The 16,501-nt window shown below is 32.9% G+C and carries 14 protein-coding genes; 2 read left to right on the forward strand and 12 right to left on the reverse strand.

From position 1 onward, the window contains the following. Positions 1 to 41: 41 nt before the first annotated feature. Both QO200_RS03515 and QO200_RS03520 read right to left on the reverse strand, forming a co-directional pair. Positions 42 to 932 carry an NAD(P)/FAD-dependent oxidoreductase gene (locus QO200_RS03515; RefSeq protein WP_371536494.1) on the reverse strand — a complete coding sequence of 297 codons (891 nt, stop codon included), beginning with the start codon at positions 930 to 932 and terminating at the stop codon, positions 42 to 44. A 5-nt stretch (positions 933 to 937) separates the two neighbouring features. After that, positions 938 to 1,222, reverse strand: coding sequence for an FAD-dependent oxidoreductase (locus QO200_RS03520; RefSeq protein WP_371536415.1), 285 nt, complete (start codon positions 1,220 to 1,222; stop codon positions 938 to 940). A 182-nt stretch (positions 1,223 to 1,404) separates the two neighbouring features. On the opposite strand from QO200_RS03520, the gene QO200_RS03525 reads away from it, so the two are divergent. Together QO200_RS03525 and QO200_RS03530 are read left to right on the forward strand one after the other, a co-directional pair. After that, complete coding sequence (locus tag QO200_RS03525; protein ID WP_371536418.1) at positions 1,405 to 2,940, forward strand: YifB family Mg chelatase-like AAA ATPase; 1,536 nt, start codon at positions 1,405 to 1,407, stop codon at positions 2,938 to 2,940. A 257-nt stretch (positions 2,941 to 3,197) separates the two neighbouring features. Then, positions 3,198 to 3,896 (forward strand): pseudouridine synthase, encoded by a 699-nt coding sequence (locus QO200_RS03530; protein WP_371536421.1) that lies wholly within the window; start codon positions 3,198 to 3,200, stop codon positions 3,894 to 3,896. A gap of 86 nt (positions 3,897 to 3,982) precedes the next feature. Here the strand turns inward: QO200_RS03530 and QO200_RS03535 are convergent, their stop codons facing one another. The 10 genes from QO200_RS03535 to QO200_RS03580 all read right to left on the reverse strand — a co-directional run bounded on the left by QO200_RS03535 (position 3,983) and on the right by QO200_RS03580 (position 16,500). Then, positions 3,983 to 4,270: a hypothetical protein gene (locus QO200_RS03535; RefSeq protein ID WP_371536424.1), complete on the reverse strand. Its 288-nt coding sequence runs from the start codon at positions 4,268 to 4,270 to the stop codon at positions 3,983 to 3,985. 439 nt (positions 4,271 to 4,709) lie between these two features. Beyond that, entirely contained in the window at positions 4,710 to 5,351 is a 642-nt protein-coding gene (locus QO200_RS03540) for a hypothetical protein (RefSeq protein WP_371536426.1), read from the reverse strand. Between the two features lie 236 nt (positions 5,352 to 5,587). Continuing rightward, the gene (locus QO200_RS03545) at positions 5,588 to 5,929 is read right to left on the reverse strand and encodes a DUF3024 domain-containing protein (protein ID WP_371536429.1); all 342 of its coding nucleotides are present in this window, start codon (positions 5,927 to 5,929) and stop codon (positions 5,588 to 5,590) included. Between the two features lie 376 nt (positions 5,930 to 6,305). After that, complete coding sequence (locus QO200_RS03550) at positions 6,306 to 7,592, reverse strand: DEAD/DEAH box helicase (RefSeq protein WP_371536432.1); 1,287 nt, start codon at positions 7,590 to 7,592, stop codon at positions 6,306 to 6,308. Positions 7,593 to 7,865: 273 nt separating this feature from the next. Continuing rightward, a complete protein-coding gene (locus QO200_RS03555; RefSeq protein WP_371536435.1) occupies positions 7,866 to 8,264 on the reverse strand; it encodes a hypothetical protein in 399 nt (132 codons plus the stop codon). A 228-nt stretch (positions 8,265 to 8,492) separates the two neighbouring features. After that, positions 8,493 to 9,353 (reverse strand): neutral zinc metallopeptidase, encoded by an 861-nt coding sequence (locus QO200_RS03560; RefSeq protein WP_371536438.1) that lies wholly within the window; start codon positions 9,351 to 9,353, stop codon positions 8,493 to 8,495. A gap of 83 nt (positions 9,354 to 9,436) precedes the next feature. Continuing rightward, the gene (locus QO200_RS03565) at positions 9,437 to 12,838 is read right to left on the reverse strand and encodes a PAS domain S-box protein (protein ID WP_371536440.1); all 3,402 of its coding nucleotides are present in this window, start codon (positions 12,836 to 12,838) and stop codon (positions 9,437 to 9,439) included. Positions 12,839 to 13,630: 792 nt separating this feature from the next. After that, positions 13,631 to 14,401 (reverse strand): hypothetical protein, encoded by a 771-nt coding sequence (locus tag QO200_RS03570; RefSeq protein WP_371536443.1) that lies wholly within the window; start codon positions 14,399 to 14,401, stop codon positions 13,631 to 13,633. Positions 14,402 to 14,443: 42 nt separating this feature from the next. After that, positions 14,444 to 15,181: a nitroreductase family protein gene (locus QO200_RS03575; protein ID WP_371536445.1), complete on the reverse strand. Its 738-nt coding sequence runs from the start codon at positions 15,179 to 15,181 to the stop codon at positions 14,444 to 14,446. Next, positions 15,172 to 16,500, reverse strand: a complete 1,329-nt coding sequence (locus QO200_RS03580) for an aldehyde dehydrogenase (protein ID WP_371536447.1) — start codon at positions 16,498 to 16,500, stop codon at positions 15,172 to 15,174. The genes QO200_RS03575 and QO200_RS03580 overlap by 10 nt, the downstream gene beginning before the upstream one ends. Position 16,501 lies beyond the last annotated feature (1 nt).

The following is a 16,501-nucleotide window of genomic DNA, read 5'->3' on the forward strand; positions in this document are numbered from 1 at the left end:
TAACTCCCTTTTTTACTAAAGTTATTTTTGTATTATCTTGATTATCGATCAAAGGCAAATAAGTCTGAATCTGTAGGATTTCCTAAATAAAGGTCTTTAATCATTTCGGCAGCGATAACGCTAAAAGTGATTCCGTTACCTCCATAACCAAGAGCAAAATACATATTGGGATGATCTTTGTGCTCCCCGATAAATGGCAGCCCATCTTTAGTCTCTCCAAAGGTACCACACCAATAGAAATCAATTTCGATCTTACTGTCGGGAAAGAATTTTTTAAATCTTTTTAAAATAGCTTCGTTTTTTTTCTCCATGAGCTTGTCTCTCCTTTCAGGATCCTGAAAAGGCTCGTCAAAACCACCTACCATTATTCTATTATCTTCAGTAGTTCTAATATAAATATACGGTCTGGCAGTTTCCCAAATTAGACATTTCTCTTCCCATAAATCCTCTGGCTTTAGAGGTTTGCTTACCAGAACATAGGTTGAGTTCAGTTGCATCACTTTCTGATTTAATAGTTTTTCAGATTCAAACCCCGGAGCAGCGACTATTTTTTTTGCCTTTATAGTGTTTTTCTTTGCTGTATGGGCAAGAATGTAATCCTTTTTATTTTCGATTTTGACCACATCGGTATGGCTGTAAACTACTAGGCCAGAATTCCTTTTATGGTAATCTAGAATCTCATTGCACAGCTTAAAGGTGTCTATCTGTGCCGAACAGTCATTATAAAGCGCTGCTTTTTTGTCAATATTGAATTTACTTTTTAGCTGTTTTTGGTTTAATAAAGTAACGGGTAATTTATGCTTTTTTCTAATTTCGTATTCTTTTTCCAAATCATTTAAACCAGCAGCATTTGAAGCTAAATATAAACTGGATCTCCAATTAAAGTCACCATCAATTTTTAGCTTTTTTATGATTTTTTCTAAAGTGTAGATGGATTCTAGGCATTTTCTTCACCTACTTTTTCAATTAAATCAAAGAGAAAAGTATCAATTTCGTATTGTAACTGGGCCGTGCTGGCTGTAGTACTTCCTGTAGAAGACATTCTTTTATCTACAATGACACATTTCACACCCGCTTCGCATAAAAAATGTGCGTTGAGTGCTCCAGTAATTCCAGAACCAATAATTAGTACTTCAGTTTCAATATCATTGTCTAAAGTCAAATAGTCTTTACTAAGCCCGTTTTTTATGAGCCAAAATGGTAATCCTGATTTTAAGTCCATGATGTCGTTTGATTATAATTAGCAGTTATAAAATTAATGAAAAGTTGAAAGTGCGTGTTTTGTAATAATGTTTATTTGTTACAAAATTGATAGTATGGAGCGATTAAATATTTAGAAGATAAGTTGTATTAATTTTTATTTTGGTATTCGAAAATTCATTATTTTTAATAAAATTATCCTTTATGTTAGTAAAAGTTTTTGGGAGTGCTGTGTTTGGCGTTGAGGCCACAACTATCACAGTAGAAGTGAATATTGATAAAGGAATTGGCTACCACTTAGTGGGTTTACCTGATAATGCTATTAAAGAAAGTAGCTATAGAATTGCTGCTGCATTAAAAAATAATGGATATAGCATGCCTGGTAAAAAGATTACAATCAATATGGCTCCTGCAGATTTGCGGAAAGAAGGCTCTGCTTATGATTTAACGTTAACTATAGGAATCCTTGTTGCATCTCAACAAATTCAAGCGATCGATGTCGACAAATATATCATTATGGGCGAGCTTTCGCTAGATGGTAGTTTACAACCTATCCGCGGTGCTTTACCTATTGCCATCAAAGCCAAAGAAGAGGGTTTTAAAGGTTTTTTTCTTCCAAAGCAAAATGTAAAAGAAGCGGCTATCGTTGCGGGTTTAGACGTATATGGTGTTGAGAATGTTCAGGAGGTTATCGATTTCTTAGAAGGAAAAGGAAATTTAGAACCAACTACCATTGATACCAGAGCCGAGTTTTATAAAGATTTAGATTTTCCAGAATTTGATTTCTCCGATGTTAAAGGACAAGAGTCTATAAAAAGATGTATGGAAATCGCTGCGGCAGGTGGACACAATATTATTTTAATAGGACCTCCTGGTGCTGGAAAGACTATGCTTGCCAAAAGATTACCTAGTATATTGCCACCTATGACCTTACGAGAAGCCTTAGAAACTACTAAAATTCATAGTGTAGCCGGAAAGTTGAAAGAAGTAGGCTTGATGAATCAAAGGCCGTTTAGGAGTCCGCATCATACGATTTCAAATGTGGCCTTAGTGGGCGGTGGAAGTTACCCACAACCAGGCGAGATTTCGATGGCTCATAACGGAGTTTTATTTCTTGATGAATTGCCTGAATTTAAACGCGATGTTCTCGAAGTGATGCGCCAGCCATTAGAAGATAGGGAAGTGACTATATCCAGAGCGAAGTTCACGGTTACCTATCCTTCGTCTTTTATGTTGGTTGCGAGTATGAATCCAAGTCCTAGTGGTTTTTTTAATGATCCAGATTCTCCACAAACTTCTTCACCACACGAAATGCAACGCTATTTGAGTAAAATTTCAGGGCCGTTATTGGATCGAATAGACATTCACATCGAAGTGACTCCTGTTCCTTTCGAAAAATTATCCGATGATCAAAAGGCGGAGAGCAGTGTTGATATTCGAAAAAGAGTGACTGCAGCCCGAGAATTACAATCCGCACGTTTTGAGCAAATGGACAACATACATTACAATGCTCAAATGAACACCAAGCACATTAGAGAATATTGTGCTCTTGATGATGTTTCTAAACAACTTTTAAAAACCGCGATGGAGCGACTGAATCTTTCTGCTCGGGCCTACGATCGTATTTTGAAGGTAGCTAGAACTATCGCTGATCTTGATGCTGCTCCTACCGTAGTTTCGTCTCATATTGCCGAAGCAATTCAGTATAGAAGTTTGGATCGAGATGGATGGTTAGGTTGATTTAGAGTTAAGTATAAATACACACTATTTTATCATTCCGAAGAATGAGGAATCACATTATTTGCTTACGTAATGGGATTTATTATTGGAATGGGCACGGATAGAAAATCTGCGCCAGCGGGGGGTACAATTTTAATAACAGTTTTAGTAATTGTAATCTTCTATTTTGTTTCTCGAACTAAAATGAAAAAAGAAAAGTATAGAAATAAATAAGTCATAAAAGAGATTTCTATCGAAATCTCTTTTATTTTTGCCAAATGTTAGAAATTCTTTACCAAGACGAATATATTATAGCAATTAATAAACCAAGTGGATTGTTGGTCCACAAATCATTTTACGCGCGCGATGCAAAAGTTTTTGCTATTCAAGAATTGAGAAATCAAATAGGAGGGCGACACGTTTATCCTATTCATCGGTTAGATCGCAAAACATCTGGTGTCTTGTTATTTGCGTTGGATAAAGCAGTTTTAAAAATTATGAATGATCGTTTTGCCACACGCGAAGTCGAAAAAAAATATTTAGCAATTTTACGTGGTTGGTCACCCGAAGAACTAACGATTGATTATGATTTAACCAATGATGATGGCATTACACAAAATGCAATAACATACTTTCATCGATTGCAAAGTACCGAAATTGAGTTAGAATTTAATAATCAACGAACGTCACGATATTGTTTGGTAGAAGCGATTCCTGAAACTGGACGTATGCATCAATTACGAAAACATTTCAAACATATTTTTCATCCCATTTTAGGAAGTCGTCCACATGGTTGCAACAAACAAAATAAATTATGGTTGGAGAATTTTGACATGAAAGGGATGATGCTTCATGCACATCAGTTAATTTTTAACCATCCAATAACAAATGAAGAACTAATCTTGAATGCAAAGATTAATGAAGAGTTTAGCAGAGTAGGTACTATTCTTGAGCTAGATTTGAATAAGTATAAATAGAATACTAATTTGTAAATTGATGCTTTAAATTAGTGTTGTATTTTGAAACTACTGTTTTTAGTATAAAGAGGAACCGATTTCAGATTTCAGATTTTCTTGTCTTTTATGAATAAACTTAGCAAAAAGAAAGTTGTAAAAAGCATTATTACCTGTATTATAAAAACTGGATATAATAAATTTGATTCTGTATATCTAAAGCTAAAACTAACTACTGATACCGGAAATGTAAATAGTAATCCATAAAGTGACCAATCTCCATAAAATAAATCTTTTGGATAAATTGAACAAACCGATAAAGTTCCTAATGAAACGTAAAATAAAGAGATTTTAAAAGCTAATTTTTTGTTTCTAATTAATTTTATAATCGTATTCATCTTTCTTATTTAAGTTCATTTTTGTTTTTATTTGAAATTCACTTTTTCAAAATATTTTAGAATAAAAAACGGGGGCTAATTGAATATCAGATTTTCAAAATACCTTTCAACTTCTTTCCTCCTCGTGCCTATCAGAAATTTATAATTATTTACTTTTGTTAGCGTTCACGAGCGGGACGCTCGCGCTATCGGGGTAATTTAGAGTTAAGGATGAGTACACACTATTTTGTCATTCCGAAGAATGTGGAATCACATTATTTGCTGACGTAATGGGATTTATTATTGGAATGGGCACGCATTGAAAATTCGCACTATCGCGCCAGCACGAGATTATGGTAATGATGACCAGACTGTTTTAGAGATAGATATAAATTAATTTAGATTGTGTTCACGGGCGGGACGCTCGCGGCAGCCGGTGAGTGGTTTTACAATTCATTTTTTATATTATTTTTAATTTTTGCTTAAATACATTATCACGATATTTTTTATAATCGCTACGTTTACTTCTTCTGTTATCACCAAGGTTAATTTTTTCTATTAACTTAGTAGCTAATTGACTAGCTAAGCTTCTTATATTTTCAGTTGTCGGAAAACCTTCGTTATAGTCTTTATTCTTTCTAGTTAATTTGCAGTTTTGAACTGTAGTAATTAAACATTCGAAAAGGAAGTTATATTCAAGTATTTCTAATCTTAATTCTTTACTTAGATATGAATTGCCGAGTACGTGTAACCGAATTATTTTGTTGAATAATTCATTTAAATCTATTTTTTTCTTAACTTTTTTTAGTTCTAGTTTATAATTTTCAATTGCTTCAAGATAGTTATCGTCGTCTTCAGCACCACAAGTTTCAAGCTTTAATAGTAGTTCATATAATTCTTCATACTCTACTATTAAGTAGCAAACTAGTTCATATATTTCTTCTAATTTACCAACAATAATCTGTTTCTTGTTATCTTGACTAGCCTTAATTATTGCAATAGTTGATATAACTAATGCACCAATTGCTGTAAAAGAGGTGATTAAATTAGCATTATCACTTAAAAACTTTAGTACACCGTAAATTTCCATATGTTTTTTCAAATTTAATTTTTAAATGTACAAAAAAGCCTACTAAGAAATAAGTAGGTTTTAATTTAATCGACGGAAGCGATTCAGTATAGAAGTTTGGATTGCGATGGATGGTTGGGGTGATTAAGAGTTAAGTATAAATACACACTATTTTATCATTCCGAAGAATGTGGAGTCACATTATTTGCTCATGTAATGGGATTTATTATCGGAATGGGCACGGAAATGCGATGTTAGGTGTTGGCGTATTATCCCCAAAAACAACCATACTCATCTTTCTCAATTAGTCTAATAAAATCGAGTAAGTTTGGAACAATTGGATTTGGTTTATATAAGTGCCATTTCAAATCCGCTCGTTTCCAATAAACTTTCCAGTTATTATCTTTTTTTACGAAAGTAGATTTAACCATGTCGATATGCATTTTAATATTTGCGTCTTGCCAATTTGGTCGAATTTCAAAAATAATTACACTTTGTTTTTCTATTCGATAAGAAATGTCAAGTTTTTCTCTAATTTCTTTTGGCGGACGAATGTAGGATAGATAATTTTCAATTTCATCTATTTCTACATTGTCAATTGTACTTTTCATATGATATTCATATTTATAAATATTGCATTATTCTTTGAGTTCAGCTCAGTCTCGCAGCTTGCGCCTAAATTACAAATAATCAATATTCTATAGCGAGTATTCATCCAACATAGGGTAGAAAACCGCTATAGCATAGCGAATTAGTATCAAATATATAAATAATATTTTTATTGCAAATGATCTAAGTGTTTTAGAATTGTGAGATGTATTTGCAAAATGTTATTATTGAAAATTAAGCGCTCTACATAGCCCCGATAGAAACGAAAATCCCTGTGTGGGCTAGCGTTTAGCCCTCACAAGGATTGTAGTGTATAGCGGGAGAAGACGTCTAAAAAAACGAAATCATTCTGCTCCTAAAAAAAGGAAATTTAATTTCTTAGTTGGAACGTCTGTCATTATTTTGACTAGGACGTCTTGGGCCAAAGCTATTATTGCTGCTACGGTTTGTAGAATCTGTTTTTGGTTTCCTTGGCGTGGAATTGCGTTGTGGTCTACCTTGACCTTGTTTAATAGGTTGAGTCGATGCTTTCGGATCTGGCTCAAAACCTGCGATATTTTCTGTTGGTATTTTCAGGCCAATCAATTTCTCGATATCACGCAAAAAAGTAGTTTCGTCTGGGCTAAATAAAGAAATCGCTTCTCCATTTGCTCCAGCTCTTCCTGTTCTACCGATGCGGTGAACGTAATCTTCTGGAATATTAGGCAATTCAAAATTAACAACATGTGGTAATAAAGGGATATCTAGACCACGAGCTGCAATATCTGTCGCAACTAAAGCGGTTAGGCTTCCGTTTTTAAAGCCGGCTAAAGCTTTGGTACGCGCGCCTTGTCCTTTATTTCCGTGAATGGCTGCTGCTTGAATACCAGCGCCAATCATAGCTTCAGTAAGTTTATTAGCACCTTGTTTTGTACGTGTAAAGACCAAAATCTGTTTCCAGTTTCCTTCTGTAATCAACTTGATGATTAACTCTGTTTTTTTCTCTTTTGCAACAGGATACACTTTTTGAGTAATGGCATCGACAGTAGTGTTTTCTGGTGTAGCTTCAACCTGAACTGGTTTATTCAAAATACCCATCGCCAATTTCTTAATATCTCTTGAAAAGGTTGCCGAAAACATTAAGTTTTGCCTTTTTACAGGTAATACTTTCAGTATGCGCTCGATATCTCTTAAAAACCCCATGTCTAGCATACGATCTGCTTCATCTAAAACTAAAATTTCCACTTTAGATAGTGTTAGTAGGCCTTGATTTTGTAAATCGATTAATCGACCAGGTGTGGCGACTAAAATATCTACCCCTTGTCCTAGTTGAGCCACTTGTGGTTTTTGATTCACACCTCCAAAAATAACTGCAGAGCGTAAATCTAAAAATTCACCGTATTCTTTTATGTTAGCCAATATTTGAGCAGCTAATTCTCTTGTAGGTGTCAATATTAAGGCACGAATAGGTCTGTGACTTAAGTGTTTTCCTTGTGATAATGTCTGTAAAATGGGTAGCGTGAAGCCTGCTGTTTTTCCTGTTCCTGTTTGTGCAGATGCTAATACATCTTTACCTTCTAAAATAGGTGGAATCGCTTTTTGTTGTATTGGAGAAGGGGTTGTGTACCCTTTTTTGCTGATTGCTTTTAATAAAGCATCAGATAAGCCTAATGAGTTGAATGACATAAATTGTGTTTATGAAGTAAACACTATTATTTTGAGTACTTCTTTAAGTTGGCGCGAAGGTACTGCTTATTTTTCCCATCTGCTTTTGATTGTTTGACTTTGTTTAAATATAAAATTTATTTCGTTTCAATCTAATAAAAGAAAGGCAAGCAGCAGAATGGTCATACCAAATCAAATAGGGGAGTTGTTTTTAGTATTACTTTATCGAGAATGTAATTATAAAAGTAGTTTGTTACAATTGTTTTGGGACTTCAGTATAGCTATGAAATGGGATTATAATTTAAGAATATCAAGTTTCCCAAAGTATTCTTTTATAAACTCATGCTGTTCATTTACACTCATTTTATCAGCATCCTTGACTTCTATTTTTAAGTTCAAAAAACGTTCGTCTTTATTTAAAAAATCAAAAAAATAGAGCTTTGCTTCAGAAGGACCAAAGAGGATTATTTTCTCATATTTTAATAGCTCCTTCCCAATTTTATTATAGTGTATGTTTAAACCGGTTTTTTTATAACTACTCAGCAATAAAATTTTTTTTATCAGATTTGATTTTTTATCTTCTGTATGGAACTCACGCACAATTGTTTGAATTGTAAAAGGTTTTGTGGTAAATTGAACTAAATAGGCAACAGTGTCATCCATCCATAATCCTAGTTGATTTGTGTTTTTCATATTGTTCACTTATTTGATATAAAATTATCGATATAAACAAGTGCAATGATTTTTATAAGTCAACAGGTATTTTGATAGAGACGATTGGAAGAAAAGTGTCGAGGAATGGTATTTTGAATAGTATGATATTTTGTTTTAAATGAAATTTGTTATCATTTGAAGTAGTTCAAAAACAAAAAAAATCGGGAGTGAGTCCCGATTTTTAACTTTAAATTGAATAATTACAATTTATCTTATTTCGTCAAAGGTATTTCCTTGTTTGATGTCACCCGTTTTATAGCCTTTCATAAACCAGTATTTTCTTTGCTCAGATGTTCCGTGTGTAAAGGATTCTGGCACAATATGCCCTTGCATTTTAGATTGAATAGCATCATCGCCTACTGCATGTGCAGCGCTCAGGGCTTCGTCAAGATCTCCATCTTCTAAGATATCATTCATTTTCTGGTTGTAATGTGTCCAAACGCCTGCATAAAAGTCAGCTTGTAATTCTAATGCTACTGATAGTTTATTGGCTTCAGCCTTACTTTTTCCTTGTTGCATTTCACGCATTTTATTAGATGTTCCTAGTAAGGTTTGAACATGGTGTCCAATCTCATGCGCAATTACATAAGCAGTGGCGAAATCTCCACCTTGAGCTCCAAATCGAGTTTTTAATTCTTCAAAGAATGCTAAATCCATATATACTTTTTGGTCAGCAGGACAATAGAATGGGCCAGAATCTGAGGTTGCATTACCGCATTCAGTTTCAACGCCACCAGTAAACAAGACTAAATTTGGTTTTTTATAGTTGAGGTTGTTTTTATTAAATATTTTCGTCCAAACATCTTCATTATCAACTAAAATTGCATTAATAAAATCTTGTTCTTCTAGTTCTTTTGCTGTTAGGTCTCTTTGTTCTGTTGGTGCAGTCTGTTTTCCTTGAGTTTGTTCTAAGATATTACCCACCATTTGACCGTTTTCACCTCCAAAAACATTTAACAATAAGATTACAATCCCGATGATTCCACCACCTACAATTGTTTTTCCACCAGAAGACATTCCTCTTCTATCTTCTAAATTATCACTTTTACGTCTACCTTGCCATTTCATATAATTTCAATTTTTATTCTTTTTTTATAAAAGAGGAACCGAAGATAATTAATTTTTTAATCAAAAATAAACTTTTCATAACTCTATGATGAAGTCCATTTTATTATTGCGTCTTCTATTACTCTTTTTATAATTGGCTTTGATATATAATCGTTCATACCTGCTTCAATACATTTTTCATTTACTTCTAAGCCAGTTCCTGCTGTTATAGCGATTATGGGAACTGATGCGCCTGTATTTAATTTTCTTATTGCTTTTGTAGCTTCATAACCATTCATTAATGGCATCTGTATGTCCATAAAGATAATATCTGGCATAATGTTTTCATACTCATTTACAGCAACCTGCCCATTCGGAATTTCATGAATAATTGCTTTGGGGAGGACGTTTTTAATAATTGTTTTGAGCAATAACATATTAATTTTATTGTCCTCAACTAACATTATTTTCAATGCTTCCAAACGTTTATTGTTTTGAATAGTAAAAATATCAACTATATCTTTATTATCTATAGGAGTATATTCTACTTCTACATCATTAGACGTTTTTAAATCCAAATCGAAATAAAAAGTACTACCAATTCCAATTTCACTGCTGAGTTTTAACTGACTGTCCATTAGTCCTAATAACTTATTTGAAATTGTAAGGCCTAAGCCAGTACCACCAAATTTTTTAGTTGTGGAGCTATCTTCTTGTGAAAATGCTTTAAAAATTTTCTTTTGATTTTCTTGTAAAATCCCTATTCCAGAATCAAGCACCGCAAAACGGATTGTAGTAGTGGCTTTATTATTTTTGATCACTGAAATTTCTAATTTTACAAAGCCTTTTTCCGTGAATTTTACTGCATTAGCTAAAAGGTTAATTAGGATTTGTTTTAAACGTATATTGTCTATCCATAAATGGGTTGGTATTTCAGGAGCTAGTACGAGTTCTAAGTGTAGCATCTTCTGATTGGACTCATAGTGGATTAGATCAATAATTTGGTCTAAAATATATTTAATTTTATGTTTTTCGATATGCAAATCAAGTTTTCCTGCTTCAATTTTAGAAAAATCAAGGATGTCATTTACGATCCCTAATAATGAATGAGCTGATTGATTAACGGTAATCATATGTTTTTCCTGAACTTCTCCAAGTTCTGTTTTCATTAATAGATCGGTGAAGCCAATGATTCCATTTAGTGGAGTTCTGATTTCATGGCTCATATTAGCTAGAAATTCTGATTTAGCTTTATTAGCCGCTTCAGCGTATTCAAGTCCTTTTATGGCATCTTCAGTCCTTCTTTTTTTAGTGATATCCAGCATTATACCTTCAATGTAAGTGATTTTACCATTCTTGATTACAGCATCACCAAATTCTTCTACCCAGACAATTTCACCAGTTTTAGTAATGATTCGGTACGTGAAATGGAAAGGTTCAGATTTGGATAAATGGTCTCTGGACTCACTAAGTATTTTATGGTAATCTTCAGGATGAATTAGGTCGATATAAAAAATTCTTTTTTCCAAGAATTCGATTTTATCGTAGCCTGTTAATTTTTTAATCTCATCATTGAGGTATATTTTTGTAAACTTTTCGTCGTTCTCTGAAAGATAAACAGTCCCCGGTATATTATTAGCTAACAAACGGAACTTTTCTTCACTTTCATAAATTGCTGTTTCTCCTGCGATACGTTCGATAGATGATGCAATGTTTCGAGCTAATGTTTGAAGAATGTTAACTTCATCTTCCGTCCATTTCTTTTCTTCAGAGGTGTCATCAAACCCTAAAAAGCCATGAAATCTATTATGTATGAAAATTGGGAAAAGGATTAACGAAGTTACATCGACATTCAATAATTTATTTCTTAATGACAAATTATTTATTTTTGATACGGTAGCCTCATAAATTTCATTATTTAATATGGGTTCAATTAATTCTTCAAAAAAGGCATAAGGCATATTTTGAAGGTTAGGATTATTTTGCGTTAAACACGTATTGTTAAATATCCATCTGTATTTTTGGCTTATTAGTTTAGTAGCGGAATCATTTTCATAATAATAGGCACGATGTGATTTAGTGGCATTACCCATAATGATCAATACATCAGAAAAAATAGCATCGATATCTTTACTATTTAAAAATTTCTCCGTGCACTTGGTCATTGCTGCCAGCAATTCACTTTTATAGGTTAATCTGTTTTCGATATCTAATCTCATTTTTGACTCAAACGCAATTGCAATGATATCAGAAACAGATCTTGAGAAATTAATATCCTCATTATCCCATTGTCTCGTTTCTTCTGTAGCTTCAATACAAAGAATTCCTTTTAGTTCACCATTAATAAAAACGGGAGTGTCGATCAGTGAAACAATATTGTTTTCATAAATATAATCACCACATAATTCCATAGTGATTTCATTTGTGCATATATCTGAAGCGACAATTTGTATTTTATTTTCAACCGTTAAAAAGTATTTTGGGGATGATTTTTTAGTTATTTCCTGATCACTTGAAAATTTATTAGTTGTAAAATCATATAGTTGTACACAACTGATTCTGTTTTCAAAATAATTCCAATAACTTGCTCGACTGACTCCTATTGTTTTAGAGCTGATTTCTAAAATTGTTTGCAATTTGTATTCTAAACTTTCATTATTAGAATAACTCTTTGCCGTGAACCCTTTTAAAGCAGCGCTGTATTTTAGATTTTTTAGTTGTCTTTCTGCTTTTTCTTTTTCAATATTTTTTAAGAAGGTAATATCTCTAGCTATAACTGAATATCCAGTTATTTTTCTGCTTTCATCTCTATTGATTGTTACCTTTTGAGAAAGCCATATTTCACCTCCATCTTTAGTAGTAATTGGAAATTCTAAAGTAGGAAAGTTTTCCATTTCTAATGAGGGATTAGAATAGAATTCAAGAACTCTTTGTTTAAAACTATCTTTGATTAAATGATTAAATTTCGAGGCATACAATTCTGTTAAACTAAATCCAGTGATTATTTCAGAATTTTTATTTATAAAAACGTAAGCACCATCACGGTCTAGCTCATAAATTATATCATAGGCAGATTCAACAATGTTTTTATATCGTTTTTGTGTTTCTATTTGTTGCGTTACTTCATGCCCGATACCAATTATTAGATCCTCAGAATATCTTTTATCATGCCATTCTATGTGCTTGTATGCTCCACTTTTAGTTTTTAGTTTCCGTACAAAGACTCTTTCGGAAGTCGTATTTGTATGAAATTTTTCCCCAATGAAATCAGGATCTTCAGTTACCTTCCAAAATAACATTCCCATAACTTCATCTACGGAATATCCTAAAATAGGAGTAATCGTTTCGCTGCAAAATAAAATTTCCCCTTTTCTAGTAGATACAACAATAAGAGAGTTTCCATTATTTATTATTTGATCAGAAAAACGGAATTTGTCTTTAACATTTAATCCTACAATATGCTGAATATAATTTATGGTAAAAACAATTAAAGAAAAATTGAACAATGCAATAGTTGTTTTAATGGGTAATATTTCTAAGTAAGTAACAATGACAATGTATGAAAAAGTGGAGGCTACAAAAAACCAATATAATTTTATAGGTTTAAAAACGGTATAAGCAAAGTAAAAAGTTACAATAAAAGCGAGGATAGGTATGATATCGGTCGGTGCAAAAAGTAAATTTTTACATATCAAACCAAAATAGAGCAGGTAAAATACAATGAAGATTCTTTGTATGTTCCGGAAAAGGAAAGCCGATTTGGTACTAATTACATATATAATTAAAAAAAATAAAGCGGTACTGATATTAAAAAAGAATAAGCTTTTTGGTCTTACACTAAAAATTTCATAATTAATTTCAGCTATAATATTTACAAATCCAAAGAAGAGAAGATAGAGTTGATATTCTTTATTGCGTATATATTCTTCATTATTTTTTTCTATTAATGTGCTCTTTAATTTTGTTTTTGTTTTGTTAAGAGTAAAAAATAAGAAGGCAATAAAAATTAATAAAAAAACCCACAATAAAGATGTTTTATTTGAAAAAATCATTTCAATCAAGCCAGCAGTAGACAGTATGGCTTTTGGTGAGGATAGCCAGCAATAAGAGGTATGGTTTGAAAGAATCGTATGAAAAAAGCTATAGTAAAACACCATAGAGAATATTTTTTTTGAATTGAGGAAGTGAAAATAACAGAGTGGTAATTTAATGTTTTTTTTATGACATTAACGCGATTTTATGATAAATAAAATCGCGTTTCCTATTATTTAAAACAAATTAGTTGTCTGTAATTTTTTCTATAATTCCTCCTCATGATCAAAACCGATAATTTCGCTGTACATTGCATAGTACATAGAGTAAACAAAGGGTATTGTGAAAAATACTCCGATGCAACATCCAATAAAGCCAACCATTGCCCCTATAATAGCTACAATTATCAGGGCAAGAAGGATTAGGGGTTGTTTTAGTACAATTGAAAAACTATATTGTATCGCATCTACCGCTGTTAAATCACTGAAAATGATAAGTGGTATGGTTAGCATTGTAAAAAAAGATACCGCAACAGAGATCATAGGACCCACCAGAATAACTCCGCTATAGTTTAATAACATTGATACTCCGTTGCTGACTAGCAAAATTAGAAATGTTGCTGTAAAAATTTGAGAGAAATACTTTGGTGTGTAGTAACTAAAAACGGTTGAAACGTGAAATTCCTCATCTCGATCTGCGCAATAAGCCATTTTTATTAAACCTGCAGTTAATGGGCTAGTTAAAGATGAAAACAAAACAGATGCTCCCACGTAGATAATTAGATTCAATCCGCTAAGGCTTTCTAGATTTAGACTCAACTCTTTCATAGACTCCTGAGATAGTGCTGCCAGCCCTAAAAGGCTTATAGTTATACTTGCTGCGATTGTCATCAAGATAACGGTAAATACAAATATCATAAGCCCCGCATATAGGGCTATTTTTTTATAATTTTCAAATGCTTTATTAAAAACTTTTTCGAAATCCAACTGATATCCATTGCGTATTATTTCTTCTATTCGGTCTTTTTTTTGATTCATTTTTTGGTTGGTTTTATATTGGTTTAAAATTGTAAAGTGAGGTTATAATTTAAAATAGACTTCTTCAAAGGGAACCCTGAAGCGTTCACCATAAACGCCAGATTCTTCCCGTATTCCACAGCCTATAATCATATTTATTTCAGCTGCGGCTGGTAAATTTAATATTTTTTTTACCCTTAGAGAATCAAAGCCTTCCATAGGACAGCTGTCATAATTTATGGAGGCCATGCTAATCATAAAGTTTTGCGCGGCTAAAGCAGCACTTTTTTGGGCTACTATTCGCATATCGCTTCTTCTAGCTTGTCTATAAATAGGTTTAAATAGTCCGATGACTTGAAAAATAAGAAACTTTAGAGCACCCAGAATTCCTATGAAGTCAAAGTAGAGCGTAGGAACAATTTTTTGATAATAGTTCAGGGCAAATTTTTCTCTTTTCGAATAGTCTACAGGTGATTTTTCTCCGTACTGAGATTTTAAAAAGGCTACATTTGACTGTGCTCTTTTTCTCCATAAATCTTTTCTAGCTACCACGACAATCATTTGGCTTGCAGTTTTGGCTGCATTTTGATTAAAACTAGCCTCCGTAATTTTTTCTAAAACTTCGGCTGTAGTAATTTGGTAGAATTCCCACAGCTGCATATTACTGCTTGTAGGAGCAAGAGTAGCTAGACGAATGCATTCTTTTACTTTCTCATCATCAAGAGCTTCCTTTTTAAAGACACGTACAGAACGTCTGTATTCTATTGCTTCGCTTACTGACTTCTCTTTGATTAGATCCATTTCAATAATTTCTTGATTGTTGCTAGTTTGTCTTTATAAGGCGCATATCGCATTGGTAAATCTAACCAGTTTGCTTTTTTTACAATTGACTTTTTATGTGAAAAAGTGTCAAAACTTAAGGATCCATGATAGGCACCAATACCACTATGGCCTACGCCTCCAAAAGGTAAGCGTTTATTTGAAAAATGAACTACTGTATCATTTATACAACCTCCTCCAAAAGAGTAATTTTGAATGATTTTATTTGCAAATGATTTATTCTCAGTGAAAATATATAAGGATAATGGTTTCTCATATTTTGAAATCACGGCATGTATGTCTGCAGTACTGGAATATTCAAGTATGGGTAATAAAGGTCCAAATATTTCATCTTTCATAACAAGACTGTCAACATCAGACTCATCAATAAGCGTTGGTGCTATGTAACATTCAGACTCGTTCGTTTGTCCACCAAAAATTACTTTATCGTTGTCAATCATTTCTGTTAGTCGACTCCAATTTTTAGTATTTACAATTCTGGCAAAATCAGGGGATTCTTCGGGTTTATTGCTATAAGCAGCGGTTATTTCCTCTTTCATATAGTCGATAAACTTGCTTTTCATGTCTTTCTGAATCATGATATAATCTGGAGCAATACAAGTTTGTCCCGCATTTATAAATTTTCCCCAAACAATTCTTTTAGCTGCTAGTTTCAAATTAGCAGTTTCATCAATAATACATGGATTTTTTCCACCAAGTTCTAATGTAACGGGAGTCAGGTGTTGTGCTGCCGCCTGCGCAACTATTTTTCCAACAGGAACACTTCCAGTAAAAAAGATGTAATCCCATCGTTGTGATAGTAAATTTTTGGACACATCCACACCACCTTGAATAACTTCCACATGGTTGACATGGAATGTTTTTGCTATTATTTCAGCAATAATAGCAGATGTTTTAAGTGTTAATTCAGATGGTTTAAGTACGACTTGATTTCCTGCCGCAACTGCAGAAACCAAAGGACAAAGAGCCAACTGGAACGGATAATTCCATGGAGCAATAATTAATACTTTTCCATAGGGATCTTTGTAAATATAATCTTTGGACGGAAAATTGAGTAGCGATGGAAAAACCCTTTTTGGCTTCGCCCATTTACTCAAGTTCTTAATAGTGTCTTTTAATTCAGAAATAACATAACTGGTCTCCGTTAAGACTGCTTCAAAAGCAGGCTTTTTGAAATCATCATACAATGCTTTAATGATATCATCTTCATGGATTATAATGTTATTGAGCAGTTTTGTTAAAGTCTCTTTTCTATATTCTATATTAGTCTTATAGTTCATT

The organism is Flavobacterium sp. Arc3, from assembly GCF_041431375.1.
Lineage (GTDB): Bacteria > Bacteroidota > Bacteroidia > Flavobacteriales > Flavobacteriaceae > Flavobacterium.

What these genes read in the sequence shown, in the direction of transcription:
- QO200_RS03520 (WP_371536415.1), bottom strand. Translation starts at nt 1,222, where the DNA reads ATGGACTTAAAATCAGGATTACCATTTTGGCTCATAAAAAACGGGCTT.
- QO200_RS03525 (WP_371536418.1), top strand. Translation starts at nt 1,405, where the DNA reads ATGTTAGTAAAAGTTTTTGGGAGTGCTGTGTTTGGCGTTGAGGCCACA.
- QO200_RS03530 (WP_371536421.1), top strand. Translation starts at nt 3,198, where the DNA reads ATGTTAGAAATTCTTTACCAAGACGAATATATTATAGCAATTAATAAA.
- QO200_RS03535 (WP_371536424.1), bottom strand. Translation starts at nt 4,270, where the DNA reads ATGAATACGATTATAAAATTAATTAGAAACAAAAAATTAGCTTTTAAA.
- QO200_RS03545 (WP_371536429.1), bottom strand. Translation starts at nt 5,929, where the DNA reads ATGAAAAGTACAATTGACAATGTAGAAATAGATGAAATTGAAAATTAT.
- QO200_RS03550 (WP_371536432.1), bottom strand. Translation starts at nt 7,592, where the DNA reads ATGTCATTCAACTCATTAGGCTTATCTGATGCTTTATTAAAAGCAATC.
- QO200_RS03555 (WP_371536435.1), bottom strand. Translation starts at nt 8,264, where the DNA reads ATGAAAAACACAAATCAACTAGGATTATGGATGGATGACACTGTTGCC.
- QO200_RS03560 (WP_371536438.1), bottom strand. Translation starts at nt 9,353, where the DNA reads ATGAAATGGCAAGGTAGACGTAAAAGTGATAATTTAGAAGATAGAAGA.
- QO200_RS03570 (WP_371536443.1), bottom strand. Translation starts at nt 14,401, where the DNA reads ATGAATCAAAAAAAAGACCGAATAGAAGAAATAATACGCAATGGATAT.
- QO200_RS03575 (WP_371536445.1), bottom strand. Translation starts at nt 15,181, where the DNA reads ATGGATCTAATCAAAGAGAAGTCAGTAAGCGAAGCAATAGAATACAGA.
- QO200_RS03580 (WP_371536447.1), bottom strand. Translation starts at nt 16,500, where the DNA reads ATGAACTATAAGACTAATATAGAATATAGAAAAGAGACTTTAACAAAA.